Origin of the sequence: Paraliobacillus ryukyuensis (assembly GCF_003315295.1) — a bacterium.
GTDB classification, from domain to species: domain Bacteria; phylum Bacillota; class Bacilli; order Bacillales; family Amphibacillaceae; genus Paraliobacillus; species Paraliobacillus ryukyuensis.
Genome location: NZ_QNRI01000004.1, coordinates 140,827 through 156,994, shown reverse-complemented (window position 1 = coordinate 156,994; position 16,168 = coordinate 140,827). Strand labels below are relative to the sequence as shown.

Annotated in this window: 14 protein-coding genes; 4 read left to right on the top strand and 10 right to left on the bottom strand. The window is 35.0% G+C overall.

Annotated elements, in window-relative coordinates; translation table 11 throughout:
* The 3 genes from DES48_RS08370 to hemA form a co-directional block, all read right to left on the bottom strand.
* Positions 1-798: a uroporphyrinogen-III synthase gene (locus tag DES48_RS08370; protein WP_113868399.1), complete on the bottom strand. Its 798-nt coding sequence runs from the start codon at positions 796-798 to the stop codon at positions 1-3.
* On the bottom strand, positions 798-1,727 hold the full coding sequence (gene hemC / locus DES48_RS08365) for a hydroxymethylbilane synthase (RefSeq protein ID WP_113868398.1): 930 nt from the start codon (positions 1,725-1,727) through the stop codon (positions 798-800). Before hemC ends, DES48_RS08370 begins: the two co-directional genes overlap by 1 nt.
* A 69-nt stretch (positions 1,728-1,796) precedes the next feature.
* Positions 1,797-3,164 (bottom strand): glutamyl-tRNA reductase, encoded by a 1,368-nt coding sequence (gene hemA, locus DES48_RS08360; RefSeq protein WP_079708347.1) that lies wholly within the window; start codon positions 3,162-3,164, stop codon positions 1,797-1,799.
* A 250-nt stretch (positions 3,165-3,414) separates the two neighbouring features.
* Here hemA and DES48_RS08355 point away from each other — a divergent pair, with 250 nt between their 5' ends.
* Positions 3,415-3,897: a LiaI-LiaF-like domain-containing protein gene (locus DES48_RS08355; protein WP_113868396.1), complete on the top strand. Its 483-nt coding sequence runs from the start codon at positions 3,415-3,417 to the stop codon at positions 3,895-3,897.
* A 551-nt stretch (positions 3,898-4,448) separates the two neighbouring features.
* On the opposite strand, the gene yihA is transcribed toward DES48_RS08355, so the two are convergent.
* The 7 genes from yihA to DES48_RS08320 form a co-directional block, all read right to left on the bottom strand.
* Entirely contained in the window at positions 4,449-5,030 is a 582-nt protein-coding gene (gene yihA / locus DES48_RS08350) for a ribosome biogenesis GTP-binding protein YihA/YsxC (protein ID WP_079708345.1), read from the bottom strand.
* Between the two features lies 1 nt (position 5,031).
* Complete coding sequence (lon, locus tag DES48_RS08345) at positions 5,032-7,350, bottom strand: endopeptidase La (RefSeq protein ID WP_113868394.1); 2,319 nt, start codon at positions 7,348-7,350, stop codon at positions 5,032-5,034.
* Positions 7,351-7,382: 32 nt separating this feature from the next.
* Positions 7,383-9,032 (bottom strand): ATP-dependent protease LonB, encoded by a 1,650-nt coding sequence (gene lonB / locus DES48_RS08340; RefSeq protein ID WP_113868392.1) that lies wholly within the window; start codon positions 9,030-9,032, stop codon positions 7,383-7,385.
* A 204-nt stretch (positions 9,033-9,236) separates the two neighbouring features.
* Positions 9,237-10,514 (bottom strand): ATP-dependent protease ATP-binding subunit ClpX, encoded by a 1,278-nt coding sequence (gene clpX / locus DES48_RS08335; RefSeq protein WP_079708342.1) that lies wholly within the window; start codon positions 10,512-10,514, stop codon positions 9,237-9,239.
* A 431-nt stretch (positions 10,515-10,945) separates the two neighbouring features.
* Positions 10,946-12,232, bottom strand: a complete 1,287-nt coding sequence (gene tig, locus DES48_RS08330; RefSeq protein ID WP_079708341.1) for a trigger factor — start codon at positions 12,230-12,232, stop codon at positions 10,946-10,948.
* 158 nt (positions 12,233-12,390) lie between these two features.
* A complete protein-coding gene (locus DES48_RS08325; RefSeq protein ID WP_113868390.1) occupies positions 12,391-13,380 on the bottom strand; it encodes a hypothetical protein in 990 nt (329 codons plus the stop codon).
* 59 nt (positions 13,381-13,439) lie between these two features.
* Positions 13,440-13,706 carry a holin gene (locus DES48_RS08320; protein ID WP_113868388.1) on the bottom strand — a complete coding sequence of 89 codons (267 nt, stop codon included), beginning with the start codon at positions 13,704-13,706 and terminating at the stop codon, positions 13,440-13,442.
* Between the two features lie 219 nt (positions 13,707-13,925).
* On the opposite strand from DES48_RS08320, the gene DES48_RS08315 reads away from it, so the two are divergent.
* The 3 genes from DES48_RS08315 to DES48_RS08305 all read left to right on the top strand — a co-directional run bounded on the left by DES48_RS08315 (position 13,926) and on the right by DES48_RS08305 (position 15,668).
* The gene (locus DES48_RS08315; protein WP_113868386.1) at positions 13,926-14,252 is read left to right on the top strand and encodes a PadR family transcriptional regulator; all 327 of its coding nucleotides are present in this window, start codon (positions 13,926-13,928) and stop codon (positions 14,250-14,252) included.
* Positions 14,253-14,254: 2 nt separating this feature from the next.
* On the top strand, positions 14,255-14,998 hold the full coding sequence (locus DES48_RS08310) for an HAAS domain-containing protein (RefSeq protein WP_113868385.1): 744 nt from the start codon (positions 14,255-14,257) through the stop codon (positions 14,996-14,998).
* Positions 14,999-15,290: 292 nt separating this feature from the next.
* Complete coding sequence (locus DES48_RS08305; protein ID WP_113868383.1) at positions 15,291-15,668, top strand: PH domain-containing protein; 378 nt, start codon at positions 15,291-15,293, stop codon at positions 15,666-15,668.
* Positions 15,669-16,168: the final 500 nt, after the last annotated feature.

Sequence of the window (16,168 nt, the reverse complement as noted above, 5' to 3'; positions counted from 1 at the left end):
TTACACACCTTCACTTTCTTGTAAAAAATGATGAAAAATTGTCTGAATCATTTTTTCTGTGGTAAATTGTTTTGGGGTAAGTACACGTTGAAAACCGCTTTCCTGCGCAGCTTCCTTCGTTGTAGAACCAATACATACACACAAACGAGTCGCTTTGATTTGTTTCATCTCTGTTTCCAAGTCTTTGGTTTGATTATCAAACGAAACAACTGTAGAAGGACTAGTAAATGTATATACATCCAAATTATCTTGTTGTATGAGTTCATTCAATCGCTGTTGATAAGCTGTTTCATATACTGTTTCATATACAACTAATGCTGTCGTTTGCACTTGCTCTGCTTGTAATACTTCTTGAATTTCAAAAGTCGATTTACTACCTACCACTAGCAATACACGTTTATCATTTCCAAAAAATCGCACAAATTGTTTCCCCATGCTATTAGCTTGATAACTACTAGGAAAAAAACTTGCTTGGTATCCATATAATTGCAACATCTGATCAGTTTTCTCACCAATTACAGCAAATTTTATGGTGTCTAATTTACGTTGCACGATGCCATAATGCTGCAAATTATCAAAGAAAAATCGAACACCATTCGCGCTTGTGAAAAAAAGCCATTGAAATTGCTCTATAGTTTCCAGACCTTGTTTTATTTCGTCTGATCGTATTGCTTGAAAGGTGATTAACGGAATATGTACCGGATTAGCTTCCATTACACGTAAACGCTCCATCATAGGTTTTGCTTGTGCAGTCGAACGCGTCACCAGAATATTTTTACCTTTCATTGGATTTTTCATTAATCATCTAGCTCCTCTTTTGTTTGATCAATGATTTCTTGAGCACCTTGTGCTTTTAATTTTTCAGCAGCAAGTTGACCAACTTGGTTGGGTTCATTACCTCGTACAATTTCATGTAATACTGTTTTTCCATCTGGTGTAGCTACTAAAGCAGATAACACAATGTCTTTACCTTCCATGGTAGCATAGCCTGCAATTGGAACCTGACATCCACCTTCAAGTAAGTGTAAGAATTTCCGCTCAGCAGTAACCGTAGTCGTTGTGTGTTGATCTTGAATTTTTGCAAGCCACGTTAGTAATTCTTCGTCTGTTTCTCTACACTCGATTGCTAAAGCACCTTGACCAACGGCTGGAACACTCACTGTTGGAGCTAAATACTCTGTCACAATTTCTTTACTCCAGCCCATTCGCTGCAAACCAGCTGCCGCTAGAATAATTGCATCATAATCCTCTTCTTGCAACTTTCGTAATCTTGTGTCTATATTTCCGCGGATCCATTTAATTTCCAAATCAGGTCTTACAGCAAGAATTTGAGAACCTCTACGCAAACTACTAGTTCCTACAATTGCGCCTTTAGGTAAATCCATTAACCGCACATGATCTTTCGAGATAAAAGCATCGCGGTGGTCTTCTCGTTCTGGAATTGCGCCAATCGTTAATCCTTCTGCTACTATTGCTGGCATGTCTTTCATACTATGTACTGCCATGTCGATTCTTTCATCGTACATCGCTTGTTCAATTTCTTTCACAAACAACCCTTTGCCACCAACTTTTGATAGCGTGACATCCAATATTTTATCACCTTTTGTTGTTATTTTCTCAATTTCAAACGTAAATGGAGCACCAACTTCTTTCAGTTTTGCGATTACCCATTTCGTTTGTGTCAAGGCTAGTTGACTTTTTCTTGAGCCAATTACAATTTTTCGCACGTAAGTCTCATCCTTTTCATCTTTAATTGGAATAATACCCCACCTTTACACTTATAGGTGGGGTAAGCCTTAACGCATTGCAGCTGATTCTAATTGTTTCTTCGGTTGCTTACCTACTGCTTTCAGCGCTATTACATTATTTTGTTTCACTTGTTCTTGCACTTTTTTATTTACTAAATCTTCAATACCAAATATTCTGGTAAAGAGATTTAATGATTCTGCTGCATTTGGTTCAACAGCTAACTCTTTTGCCTCTGCTACAGGTTGTTTGAGCAGTTGGTTAATAATACTTTTGGTATGCTTACTAATTACTTTTCTTTCACGTTCTGATAAATCTGGTATTTTGCGGTCAATACTTTTCATCGTATCCGCTTGGATCGCTAGTGCATGCTCACGTAAAGAAGAAATAATGGGAACAACACCCAACATATCAACCCATTCATTAAAATCAACAATTTCCGCTTCAATCATCAACTCAATTTCTTCAGAAGCTTTTTTTCGAAGTGATGCATGATCATCCACAACACCTTGTAAATCGTCAATATCATATAAATAAACATTGTTAATTTCAGCTACTTCTGGAGCGATATCACGAGGAAGCGCAATATCAACAATGACTAATGGTTCTTGTCGATTCTTCATCACTGCTTCTATATTTGCTTTTGTAAGCACAACGTCTGTTGCATTTGTCGAACTAATAAAAATGTCAACAGTAGCTAATATTTCTTCCATTTTATTGATAGGTAATGCATGTCCATTAAATTCTTTTGCTAATTTTTCTGCTTTTTCAAATGTACGGTTTAATACAGAAATCTCTTTGACTCCCGAACCATACATATTTTTCGCAGCCAATTCACCCATTTTTCCAGCACCTAAGATTGCTATGTGCTTGGAACTTAAATCATAAAATAGTTTCTTGGTTAATGTTACTGCTGCATAACTAATTGAAACACCGTTCTCGTTAATTCCTGTCTCTTTATGTGCGCGTTTAGCTAAGGTGATACCCTGTTTGAACAACTGATTAAACATTGTACCAGTTGTTCCGTTTTTTTGCGCTAAAGCAAAAGCATTTTTGACTTGACCTAAAATTTGCGTTTCCCCTACAACCATTGAATCAAGTCCTGAAACAACACGAAACAGATGATCAATCGCGCCATCTTTTTCATAAATCACTAAATGTGAAGTGAACGCTTCTTTATCTATACCAAACCAATTGGCTAAGAACTGTTTTAGATAATAACGCCCTGTATGCAACTGATCCACCACAGCATACAACTCTGTACGATTACATGTGGAAATAATCACATTTTCTAAAACACTTTTTTGTTGATTTAATTCTTTCATAGCATCAACTAGCTTATCCTGTTGAAAAGTCAATTTCTCCCTAATATCTATTGGAGCGGTACGAAAGTTGACTCCAACCATAAGGATATGCATAATATCTCCCCCTAGCTAACAGTAACAAAACGTTACATTACTTATTATAACAGTTTTTTCAGATCTAATCAGTTTATTAAAGCTCTGTTTTTTAACAATTTTATGAATTAAATAATGCGTTACTTTTTTCATATGATAAAATAAATACTAAGTATATTTATGAAACAATACTAATGTACTTTATCACAATCATTTTGTATAATCAACAAATTAATATTAAATAATAATTATTATAATTAAGGAGAAGTAAATGCGCAAACAACACTCATTAACAGCATTCTTATTAATCGGTATTGGTGCATATTTTTTATTAAGACAGCTCAAACTACCGATAATTACTGACTTTTATTCGTGGCCTACATTATTAATTATTCTTGGTGTAGCTTTTTTGTTACATGCTTATATAGGTAAGGACTATGATAAATTGTTTCCTGGGGCTATTCTTTTAGGGTTTGGCATTCATTTTCATGGACTCAACCACTATGGATTTTGGATTGATCATTGGGGAATTTACACTTTAATTGTAGGGGTAGCCTTTATGATTCGATTTCAAAAAACAAAAACAGGATTATTACCGGGTCTATTGCTTATTATTCTATCTATCTTTGCCGTTTTTGTTTCTAACAAACCAAGCTGGTTTCACTGGATTAATTCATTTATGGCACTGTTGGAATCCTTCTGGCCAGTAGCTTTAGTGGCTTTGGGTGTTTATTTATTAATTAAAAGAAAGTAACAAACATACTAAGATTAGTGGGTAGGGTCATGGACGGATGACTTTATCCAGTAATCTTAGTATGCTTTTGGTACTTCCCATCTATAGTATTTAACTATTGCTGTTCCACTCTATGAACCCAATCCTTAAATGTTTGAATCGAATGCAAAAAATCGCTTTCTTTAAACGTTTCAGTAAATTCCGTTTTACCGACTCCAAGATGATCAAGGTAAATTCACTTATAACCTAATTTAGACTCAAAAACAGATTCAAAACTATCTCTAATATAACTTAAATCTGTTGCAAAACCACTTAAATTAATGAAATGATTGGCATACCTTCGCCATATGTTTCATAATAATAGTTCACATCACCCATTTTTCTCTACATAACAGTTTAATCCTCCTTTACATTAGATATATAAATGATCTAATGTGCATTTATTTCCTTTTTTACAATATAATTATATTACTATAAATGTGGTCATCAGGTGATTAGAAATACGAATAAAAATTGGACTGTAACGATGCATGCTGCACATCTTTACAGTCCAAAGATTTTCTATTCTTATCTTATAAAAAAGATTGAATTGCTTTCCAAGCTTCTTCTTTTCCTTGTGCAGTTTCTGCAGAAAAAGGAATTACCTGATCTTCCGGTTTGATTTCTAATGTTTCTTTTACACGTTTAACATGTTTTGATACTTGTGATTTTTTAATCTTATCTAACTTCGTCGCAATAATAATCACCGGAATATCGAAATGCTTTAAAAATTCGTACATCGCAACATCATCATTTGTTGGTTCATGTCTAATATCAACGATTAATGCCGTTGCTTTTAGTTGTTCACGAGTAGAAAAATACTCTTCCATCATTTTTCCCCAAGACTCACGCTCTTTTTTGGAAACTTTAGCATACCCATAACCAGGAACATCGACAAAATGCAATACGTCGTTAATGTTATAAAAATTCAATGTTTGTGTTTTACCTGGCTTAGAAGAAGTCCTAGCTAAAGCTTTTCGATTAATTATTTTATTAATAAATGATGACTTACCTACATTTGATCGGCCTGCTAAGGCGATTTCTGGCATTGATACTGCTGGATATTGTTTTTGCGAAACAGCACTTATGACCAATTCTGCTTTGGTTACTTTCATATTACTCCCCCACTAATGCGTGTTCTAATACCTTGTCTAAATGTTCTACAGGAATAAAAGTTAAATCTTCTTTCACACTCTCCGGAATATCTTCTAAATCTTTTTCATTCTCTTTTGGCATTATGATCGTTGTAATTCCAGCACGGTGTGCACTTAAAGTCTTTTCTTTTAAACCACCGATTGGCAGTACTCTACCACGTAACGTGATTTCACCAGTCATACCTACTTCTTTCCGAACAGGTCGCTCAGTTAATGCGGATACTAAGGCCGTTGCGATGGTGATTCCTGCAGACGGTCCATCTTTTGGCGTAGCGCCTTCTGGTACATGGATATGAACATCTTTGTTTTGATAAAAATCTGGATCAATTGCTAATTTATCTGCTCTACTTCGAATATAACTAAAGGCCGCTTGGGCAGACTCTTGCATAACGTCACCCAGTTTTCCTGTTAGCGTAAGTTTTCCTTTACCATCCACAATACTTACTTCTATCGACAGTGTGTCTCCACCAGCTGAAGTGTAAGCAAGTCCTGTTGCTGCGCCAACTTGATCCTCTTCTTCCATCATACCATAACGAAAGATGGGTTTGCCCAGTAAACTTTCTAATTGTTTTTCCGTTATAATTACTTTCTTTTTGTCTTCTGAGATAATGATTTTGGCAGCTTTTCGGCAGAGCGAAGCAATTTGACGTTCTAATCCCCTAACACCTGCTTCACGAGTATATCGACGAATTAGTTTCAATAGGGCATCATCTCTAAGCTGCAATTGTCCTTTTTTTAAACCATTCTCTTCAATTTGTTTTGGCAATAAATGCTCTTTGGCAATATGCTGTTTCTCTAATTCTGTATAACCTGCAAGTGAGATAATTTCCATTCGATCCAACAATGGACGTGGTATGGTTTGCAGATTATTAGCAGTAGCAATAAACATCACTTTAGATAAGTCATATGTTTCCTCAATATAATGATCACTGAACGTACTATTTTGTTCTGGATCAAGCACCTCTAACATAGCAGCAGAGGGGTCACCACGAAAATCATTTGCCATTTTGTCAATCTCATCTAACAAAAATACTGGATTAATTGTTTCAGCCTTTTTCATCCCTTGTATTATTCTACCAGGCATTGCTCCAATATAAGTTCGACGGTGCCCTCTAATTTCTGCTTCATCACGCACGCCACCAAGAGAAATTCTTACAAATTTCCTATTTATTGCCCGGGCAATAGATTGAGCTAATGAGGTTTTACCAACACCAGGAGGGCCAGCTAAACAAAGTATTGGGCCTTTTAACGACTGTGTTAAGTGCTGTACAGCTAAATATTCTAATACACGTTCCTTGACTTTTTCTAAGCCATAGTGGTCCGTATCTAATATTTCTTCCGCATGATCGATGTCTAAATTATCTTCCGTTTGTTCGGTCCACGGTAAATTTACTAACCACTCAATATAATTGCGTATAACAGAGCTTTCGCCTGAAGTTTGAGGAACTTTTTCAAACCGATCTAATTCCTTGTAAGCTATTTGTCTTACACGATCTGGCATGGGAGACTCATTAATTCTACGCTTTAATTCTGCTACATCGCCTGTTTTTCCATCTTTATCACCAAGTTCATTTTGGATAGCTTTCATTTGTTCGCGTAAATAGTATTCCTTTTGTGTCTTTTCCATTGATTTTTTTACGCGCTGACCAATTTTTTTCTCAAGATTTAAAACTTCTCGTTCGTTTGAGATGTAATAAATAAGATTCTGCAAACGTTTGTTGACATCAACTGTCTCTAAGATTTCTTGCTTAATACTCATTTTCAAAGTTAAATGCGAAGCAATTATATCAGCTAAACGCCCCGGTTGTTCGATATCAACAACAGTATTATATGTTTCTTTTGTAAGTTTTGTTGATACTTGTATGTATCGCTCGAATTGATCTAATAGAGAACGCATTAAAGCTGCTTCTTGATTGGACTCCGCGTGAACATCAGACAGGTGCTCTACTTCCACAATAAATGCCTCTTCTGTAGCTGTAAACGTGTTAATTTTTCCACGTTCAATCCCTTCCACTAAAACACGAAAGGTACCGTTAGGAAGCTTTAACATTTGCTTTACATTTGCAATGGTACCGAACTCAAATAGATCCGATTCTGTTGGTTCCTCAATACTACTTTCTTTCTGCGCTACTAAAAATATTTTATTATCCTCCATCATGGCCTTTTCTAAGGCTTCTATGGAGTGTTTTCTCCCTACATCTAAATGTAAAACCATTGTTGGAAAAACTAAAAGTCCTCGTAATGGGAGGAGTGGTAATTGTGTAATACTTTTCTCTGACATATGATTCCCTCCTAAAACAATACTACCCGGATTTAACTCAATTTCTCTTCATTATATTGGTTATCCATTAATAAGTTTGGTTCTAACACCCGTGTTAATGCTTGTTGAAAAGTTGTAACCGGGATGATTGTTATTCCATCTATCTGTTTAACTATTGATTGATAATTTTCTTGCGGAATAATTACCGTTTTTGCTCCTGCTTGTTTGGCAGCTTTTATCTTAGTAGGCACGCCTCCAACAGGTAATACTTTTCCCGATAAACTTATCTCACCAGTAACTGCGACTTGGTGATTGATTACTGTTTTTTTAATACAAGAGTAAATTGCAAGTGTCATCGCCAAGCCAGCTGATGGCCCATCTACAGGCGTTCCTCCAGGAAAATTGACATGAATATCATATTGATGGGCAGGTATGCCGATGGATTTTAAATATGTAAGAACAGTTTCCACCGATGCTTTCGCCATACTTTTTCTTTTGATTGACTTAGTCTGTGTACCTAACGTTTCTTCTTCAGCTATGCCCGTAATGGTGATTTTCCCCTGATGCGGCGCCGGCAAAGTGACTACTTCAATTGGCAATAGATGACCACTACTGGGACCTGATAATCCTAAGCCATTAATTTTCCCTACTTCACTTTCACTACTAATTTTCTGATTTAATCGTGGTGTTAAACGACTTACTTCCGCTACCCACGTTAAATCTGCTTGCTTAATTTCCTGTCTTTGCTGTTTTAAAGCGACACTTGAAGCTATTTGAATCATATTGACTGCTTCTCGCCCATTACGCGCATACATTGTTAAGATTTCTAACGCACCTGACGATAGTGTTGCACCAATTTTCTTTGTTGCTCGTTCACCGATAACTTCCATATCGTTTTGATCTAGTTCACGAAAGAAAATCTCAAGACATCTCGAGCGAATGGCAGGCGGAATTTCTTCAGGCATTCTAGTGGTCGCTCCTATTAGCCGAAAATCAGCTGGTAAACCCTCTGCGAAAATACGATGAATATGTCGCGGAATTTGTTTATTTTCCTCGCTATAATAAGCACTTTCGAAAAAGACTTTTCGATCTTCCAGTACTTTGAGTAATTTATTCATTTGAATGGGATGTAATTCACCAATTTCATCAATGAACAACACGCCACCATGTGCATTTGAAACAGCACCTTTTTTTGGTTGTGGAATTCCTGCTTGGCCCATCGCACCCGCCCCTTGGTAAATTGGATCATGAACAGAACCAATTAAGGGATCGGCTATTCCTCTTTCATCAAATCGCGCTGTAGTAGCGTCCAATTCAATAAACGGAGCATTTTGCTCAAACGGGGAATTAGAATTCTTTTTTGCTTCTTCCAATACTAAACGCGCTGCTGCTGTTTTACCAATACCAGGTGGTCCATAAATTAATATATGCTGAGGGTTACTATGACAAATGGCGGCTCGTAACGCTTCAATACCAGCTGTTTGTCCTACCACATCATCTAATGTCTGTGGACGAATTTTTTCAGACAATGGCATTGTTAAGTGTACCCGTTTCATCGCTTGTAACTTTTCTAATTCCTTCTTTGATTCTTTATCGACACCTTGTTTGGTGGCACGTTGACTTTTCAACAAGTTCCAAAAGTAAAGTCCGATAATTAAACCAAAAAAAAGTTGAATAAACATAACAATACTAACAAGTTCCATTCCGTTACCTCCAATAAAGAAAACAATGGTTGAACATGAATAACCTAATAACTAAAATTATTTAAAAGGCTATCAATAATACTTGTTAGTATTTCCGCAAATGTGGAAGATAAACGAAAAAATCACAAGAAAACCTGTATATGTATAGCAAATCCCTTGCTATTGACATAACAAGGGATTTACATCTCTTTTAATTCAGTAACGTTACGCACTTTCTTTAGGTATTTCTTCATTTTCATCTTTAATTGTTCCATCTTCCATTACCAACTTCGGACGACCATTCTCTAAAAGAACAGTCTCTTTTGTAATGATACATTCTTCAATGTCATCACGAGATGGTAATTCGAACATAACGTCTAACATTATGCTTTCTAAAATGGAACGCAATCCACGTGCACCTGTCTTACGTTCGATGGCACGTTTGGCAATCTCACGAAGTGCTTCTTCTTCAAATTTCAATTCCACATGATCAATTTGGAATAACTTTTTATACTGCTTTACCAATGCATTTTTTGGTTTTGTTAATATTTCTACTAATGCTTCTTCATCTAGTGGTTCTAAACTGCCTAGGACAGGGAGACGACCGATGAATTCTGGAATTAAACCAAATTTAAGCATATCTTCTGGCAATACTTTAGATAGTAATGCTGCTTTATCTAATTCATCAGAATCAGATTCCGCACCAAAGCCGATTACTTTTTTACCTAGACGACTTTTAACAATTTGTTCAATACCATCAAATGCTCCACCACAAATAAATAAAATGTTTGTCGTATCAATTTGAATAAATTCTTGATGAGGATGCTTTCTGCCACCTTGAGGAGGAACACTTGCTGTCGTACCTTCTAAGATTTTTAGCAATGCTTGCTGCACACCTTCACCAGAAACGTCTCTTGTAATAGATGGGTTCTCAGACTTTCTTGCCACTTTATCGATTTCATCAATATAAATAATACCTTTTTCTGCTTTTTCAACATCATAATCAGCTGCTTGAATTAGCTTAAGTAAGATATTTTCTACATCTTCCCCAACATAACCCGCTTCTGTTAATGACGTTGCATCAGCAATTGCGAATGGTACATTAATAATTCGTGCTAATGTTTGTGCAAGTAATGTCTTACCACTACCTGTAGGTCCTAACATTGCAATATTACTTTTCGCTAATTCTACATCATCTTTAGCTTTTGGCGCATTAATACGTTTGTAGTGGTTATATACTGCTACAGAAAGATTTTTCTTTGCTTTCTCTTGACCAATCACATAATCATCAAGAATGTCGCAAATTTCTTGAGGTTTAGGAATATCTTTAAACTCAACTTCTTCTTCTGTACCTAATTCTTCTTCAACAATTTCCGTACATAATTCAATACACTCATCACATATATAAACGCCTGGTCCTGCAACCAGCTTACGTACTTGATCTTGGCTTTTTCCACAAAACGAACATTTTAATTGTCCTTTTTCTTCATTAAATTTGTACATCTATTTCACCCCTTAAGTGTAAATATCTCATGTGAATGTAAAGCACTTTTTTATCTTCTAGTGCCTCTTCTTCACATCATATCAGATAATACCATCTATACATAATAATACACTTTATATCAACTATTTTACATAGTCTATCCACACCAATCATCCACTAAACAATTCATTTTTATACTTTAATCATAAATAAAATGAATCTTAACTGACACGATAAAAAGTAATCGTTTACTTTTATATATTCATCATCAAGTTATAATTTGGTGTATTACAAACAAGCTTCCCCTAGTCACTAAGGGTACATTCAATTATGTATATAATTATTTATTTGTCAACTATTATGTTATATGTATTTCTAAGATAAAATGTGCTTGTTTTATGTAAGAAGTAGAGAAAACAAGGCAATAAAGCCTTGTCTCTCTGATCATTATTTACTTCGTTTTACTTTGCTCTACTAAGAAATCAATAGCTTTCTTAAATTTAAGATCTTCTTTAATTGCATCAGTGTTTCCGCCAAGCATTTGTGTTAATTGCTCAGTATCTACTTGATACATGCTAGCCATTTCTTCAAGTTCTTTGTTAACATCTTCTTCTGTAACTTCAAGCTCTTCTACATTAGCAATTGCTTCTAATACTAGGTTTGTTTTCACACGTTTACCAGCATCTTCTTTCATTTGCTCTTTCAATGCATTCTCATCTTGCCCAGAGAATTGGTAATACATATCCATTGTCATACCTTGCATTTGAAGTCTTTGTTCAAATTCACGAATCATACGATCTAATTCAGAATCAACCATTGCTTCAGGAATATCAACTTCTGCATTATCAGATGCTTGATTAATTAATGATTCACGTTTGTTGTTCTCTGCTTCTGTTTGCTTTTGATCTTCCAAACGTTTTCTTGTTTTTTCTTTTAATTCATCTAAAGTTTCTACTTCTTCATCAACATCTTTTGCGAATTCATCGTCCATTTCTGGTAATTCTTTCGCTTTAATCTCATGAATTTTCACTTTAAAAGTTGCTTCTTTACCAGCTAATTCTTCTGCATGGTAATCTTCAGGGAAAGTAACCGTTACTTCTGTGTCTTCTCCAGCTTCTTTACCTACTAATTGTTCTTCAAATCCAGGAATAAATGAACCAGAACCAATTTCTAGAGAGTGATTTTCAGCTGTGCCACCTTCAAAAGCTTCGCCATCAACAAATCCTTCAAAGTCCATAACGACAGTGTCACCATTTTCTACTTTTCCATCTTCTTTCACAACTAATTCTGCTTGATGCTCACGTTGATGTTCTAATTCATGTGCAACGTCTTCATCTGTCACTTCTACTGATTGTGATTCTACTTCTAAGCCTTTGTAATCGCCTAAAGTGACTTCAGGTTTCACTGTAACAGTTGCACTAAAAATAAGTGGTTGACCTTTTTCAATTTGTTTCACATCAACTTCTGGTTGAGCAACTGGCTCAATACCAGTTTCGTCAATTGCATTTGAGTATGCTTGAGGTAAAATGATGTCCACCGCATCTTGATATAGGGACTCTACACCAAAACGTTGTTCGAAGATACCTCTAGGTACACGTCCTTTACGGAACCCAGGTAGTTGTATATCTTTTACTACTTTTTTGAACGCCTGGTCCAATGCTTGATCAAATTGTTCAGCATCCACTTCAACGGTTAACAGGCCTTGATTGCCTTCTTGTTTTTCCCATTTAGCTGTCATGTTAATTCCCTCCAAAAAACTTAAATATAATTCTATTTGCCGTTCATTCAATGTAGGATTCTACTATACGAGACCGAACGCAAATTGCAACCATCTTATTATAACATAATCATGTGCCCTTTCAAGATTTAGTCACCTAGAACTCGAATTAGATTATGTTATTCTTTCATTAATGAAAAATAGACTTTTTCATAATATAAAAGATCTTCTATGTATAATGCAAGTGATTCCTTAATTTTTGTTTGGTTTAACGCCTCTTCATCCATGAAGGAAGCAGATACTAAATAGATGATTGCTTCTTTCAATAACGAAATGTCCATATCTTCATTGATAAAAGGATAAACAACGAAAAAATATCGATAAAGTAACTGATCCGCTAATGCGTGCAAGGATGGATTATCCTGTTCTAGTGTTTCCAGTTCTTTTTTAATTTTTTGATAAAACGGATGATCTGTCATATAAGGAAAATCATTAGGATTAATATACATTTTATCGGAAAACTTTACTATTTCAATCAGTTCATCATATGTATTAGCTTGTAACAAACTTATAATCACTGTCTTAACTATCGGATTTACTTCTTCGTCTTTCAACATCTCTAAAAATATAGAATTATATAGAGAGATGTCACTATCATTCAAATGATTGACAAGATGCCACTGCATCACATCATCTTGTTTTTCCACTGCTTCTTTCAGTTGCTTTAACGTTACTGTGAGTTGCTGATCTGTTTGCTGTTTCAAAAGTGTACTATTTAACGAACGCAATGTCGTTAGTTGTGATAAATAGGGTTCAGGAATCGTATTTTCGTCTTCAAATACATCTTCGATTAATTCAGCTACACCTTCATACTTATTTGCTTGAAATAACAGCGTTGCATAGATATGTACATAAGCAAAATAATGATCATCTTTCTTTGTCAGTAACTCTTCACATAACAATTCAGCTTCTCGTTGTCTACCTAATTCAATTAAACAAGTTAATTTGGCAATATCAATTTCCTGGTTACTAACTTGATAATCTAGTAATGTGTTTAAATTTTCTAATGCCTCTTCAAATCGTTTATTTCGTAATGCTTGAAATGCCCTTGCCTCAATTTTTTCTTTCCATTTTGGAAACAAAACGATTTTTTTATCATGTTGTTCCATGATTTATTCCTACTCTCACTTCAATTTTAAGAATCACAGCATCCCTTCTTGTTTATTGTTTACTTAGATTCCTTAGTCATTCCTTCCCTTTTATTCACGATTTCAAACAATCCAGTTGCAGATAAACCCGCAAGTCCTCCTGCCCATAATCGCAATACCAATTCCATCGACGTGAATGGATAGCTAATTGCCCCGATTACAATACCAACAATAAAACTAATCATCGGAATAATATTCTTCGGTAACGGAAATGTTTTTTTAACTAGTTGAACTAGTGAAGATACAATTGGTAAAAGCACCGTCGAAAACATTAAAACTTGATCCAAGCTACTCACCTCCACTATAGCATACGATTGTAGTGAACGGAAAATGAATATGTGAAACAATGTAAAGAAATTTTTAAAAAAATTTATTATTGATTTTTATACAGAATATGTTATTCTTAAACTACATTGCATAACAAGTTAGTTAGTTTGCGATGTTTTTTAAAACGCAACTATATTGTAAAACAAGATAGTTGCCGATTTGTACAAGGAGTGATCTCATTGTCTTCTAGTCAATTATTAAAAGGGATTTTAGAAGGATGTCTTCTATCCATCATCGCTAAAGGCGAAACATATGGGTATGAAATGATCGAAAAATTATATACTTATGGGTTTACCATGGTTAAAGAAGGAAGTATCTATCCTTTATTACTTCGGATGAAAAAGGAAGGCCTTGTCACAACGACACAGAAGCAACTACCATCTGGCGGCCCAAAACGTAAATATTATGTTTTAACCGATCATGGGAGAACAGAATTACAAGCATTTAAAAGAAAATGGAATGATATCTCAAAGAGTGTTGAACAGTTACTAGGAAAGGAAGGGTAAGCGTGAAATTATCGAAGCAAAGCCAAGCATTTTTAGAAGACTTAAGGTTATATCTGTTTACCAGTGGCAAAAACGAACATGAGATAGAAGAAATTATCTCTGAACTAAAAGACCATTTAAAGCAAGCAGAAGCAAATGGCAAATCAGTTGATGATATCATAGAAGGAACACCAAAAGAATACATGCAACGAATAGCAGGTGAAATGACTTTAGATTGGAAAAGTTGGATTAAATATATCCCTATACTCCTTATATGTCTGTTATCCTATGATACTTTGAGTAACGCATTAAATGGTGGAATTAGAATTTCATTATTGGAATTAAGCGGGAACATTATCATTTTCATACTATTTTCACTAATGGTCATCGTCATTTTTAAACATGTAGCTAGTACAAGATTATCCAAAACCACGGAATACACTTGGTTTGCAATTATCGGTGGAGGACCTATTTTCTTATATATAGCTTTAATTTACTTAGATAGATTAATCGCTACACCGATCATAACTTTTACTACTACTGGCACTATTATCGCAATCGTTTTAGCTATTGCTGCATTGATTGGATTTTCGATTTGGTCCAAAACCTGGATTACTATTATTATCCCAGTGATTTTGTTCTTACCAGATCTTATCTTAAATCAGTTTCAATTTAATGAATCATTACAATCAGTTGCTTCATTAGTTATAACTTTTTCAGCGCTTGTTGGTTATTTATATGTGGTAAATAAAAAAGCAAAAAAATAATGGAAGAATAGTAAATTAAAGGATTTAGCAAGATTCTCGTTCACTTACTACAATAGTTATAGGTTTTCCAGGGAATTGCTTTCGGCTCACAAATCACATTTGATTTTACATCTATCTTTGTGCCTTCGCACCAGTTAATGAAAAGTGCACTACACCAGTTATTATAATATTACTTCGATATATATAGGTATCTTCCTAATTTACTCGTTATAAACTGCTGGAATAGAGAAGGAAATTAATAAACTTTCTAGAATTACTAAATTACAGACTATTTTTATTGGAGGAATGACTGATGGGAATATTAGATGGATTAATGGGCAATGCCTCAAACGTAGATAAAAGCGAAATCAGTAAAGAATATAGCCAATTATTGGTTGATGGCGAGGAAGTTAACGCTGCCTTTAAAGTGATTCGTGACCTCTTCATTTTCACTGATAAACGTTTAATTTTAGTTGACAAGCAGGGGTTAACCGGAAAAAAAACGCAATTTCATTCTATTTTATATAAGAGCATATCACATTTCAGCGTTGAAACAGCAGGGCACTTTGATCTAGATGCTGAACTAAAAATTTGGATATCTGGCAACCTGGAACCTCTTGTATCAAAGAACTTTAAAAAAGATAGCAATATCTATGATATTCAAAAGGTACTTGCTGCTGTTACTGGCTAACTACATTTAAATACAATGCTAAAGTGGGAGTGTTAATGCAACTTTACGCTTCCACTTTAGTATATAACACAAAAAACTTCAGTAGCCATTATTACTAACAAAGTCCACCCAGTTACCAAAAAATGTTGAAACTGAAATAGATCGCCTTACTACATCAAACATATATCTTCTTGGAGGAAAAGTAGCTATATCTGAAACTGTTCAAACTCAGCTCAAAAACAAAGGGTATTCAGTTACTCGAATTGCTGGAGATAATAGATATGGTACTGCTGTTAGTATTGTAAAAGTAACCATCATTGGCGGGGTGACAGCCATATCTAAAAATGTACAGACTACACTTAAGAAACTAGGCGTCCAAACGATTCATCGAGTGGAAGGCAACAACCATTAAGAAACAAGTGTGGAAATAGCTAAATATTATTAAGATGAACTAGATTTTTCAGATATTTACTTTGCCAGTAGAATTAGTTATGTTGATGCTTTACCAGGTTCTCCCCTTG

Excerpts from the sequence above, each read along its gene's own strand:
- lon (WP_113868394.1), bottom strand. The coding sequence starts at position 7,350 with ATGTCAGAGAAAAGTATTACACAATTACCACTCCTCCCATTACGAGGA.
- DES48_RS08370 (WP_113868399.1), bottom strand. The coding sequence starts at position 798 with ATGAAAAATCCAATGAAAGGTAAAAATATTCTGGTGACGCGTTCGACT.
- DES48_RS08305 (WP_113868383.1), top strand. The coding sequence starts at position 15,291 with ATGGGAATATTAGATGGATTAATGGGCAATGCCTCAAACGTAGATAAA.
- DES48_RS08325 (WP_113868390.1), bottom strand. The coding sequence starts at position 13,380 with ATGGAACAACATGATAAAAAAATCGTTTTGTTTCCAAAATGGAAAGAA.
- clpX (WP_079708342.1), bottom strand. The coding sequence starts at position 10,514 with ATGTACAAATTTAATGAAGAAAAAGGACAATTAAAATGTTCGTTTTGT.
- yihA (WP_079708345.1), bottom strand. The coding sequence starts at position 5,030 with ATGAAAGTAACCAAAGCAGAATTGGTCATAAGTGCTGTTTCGCAAAAA.
- lonB (WP_113868392.1), bottom strand. The coding sequence starts at position 9,032 with ATGGAACTTGTTAGTATTGTTATGTTTATTCAACTTTTTTTTGGTTTA.
- DES48_RS08355 (WP_113868396.1), top strand. The coding sequence starts at position 3,415 with ATGCGCAAACAACACTCATTAACAGCATTCTTATTAATCGGTATTGGT.
- hemA (WP_079708347.1), bottom strand. The coding sequence starts at position 3,164 with ATGCATATCCTTATGGTTGGAGTCAACTTTCGTACCGCTCCAATAGAT.
- tig (WP_079708341.1), bottom strand. The coding sequence starts at position 12,232 with ATGACAGCTAAATGGGAAAAACAAGAAGGCAATCAAGGCCTGTTAACC.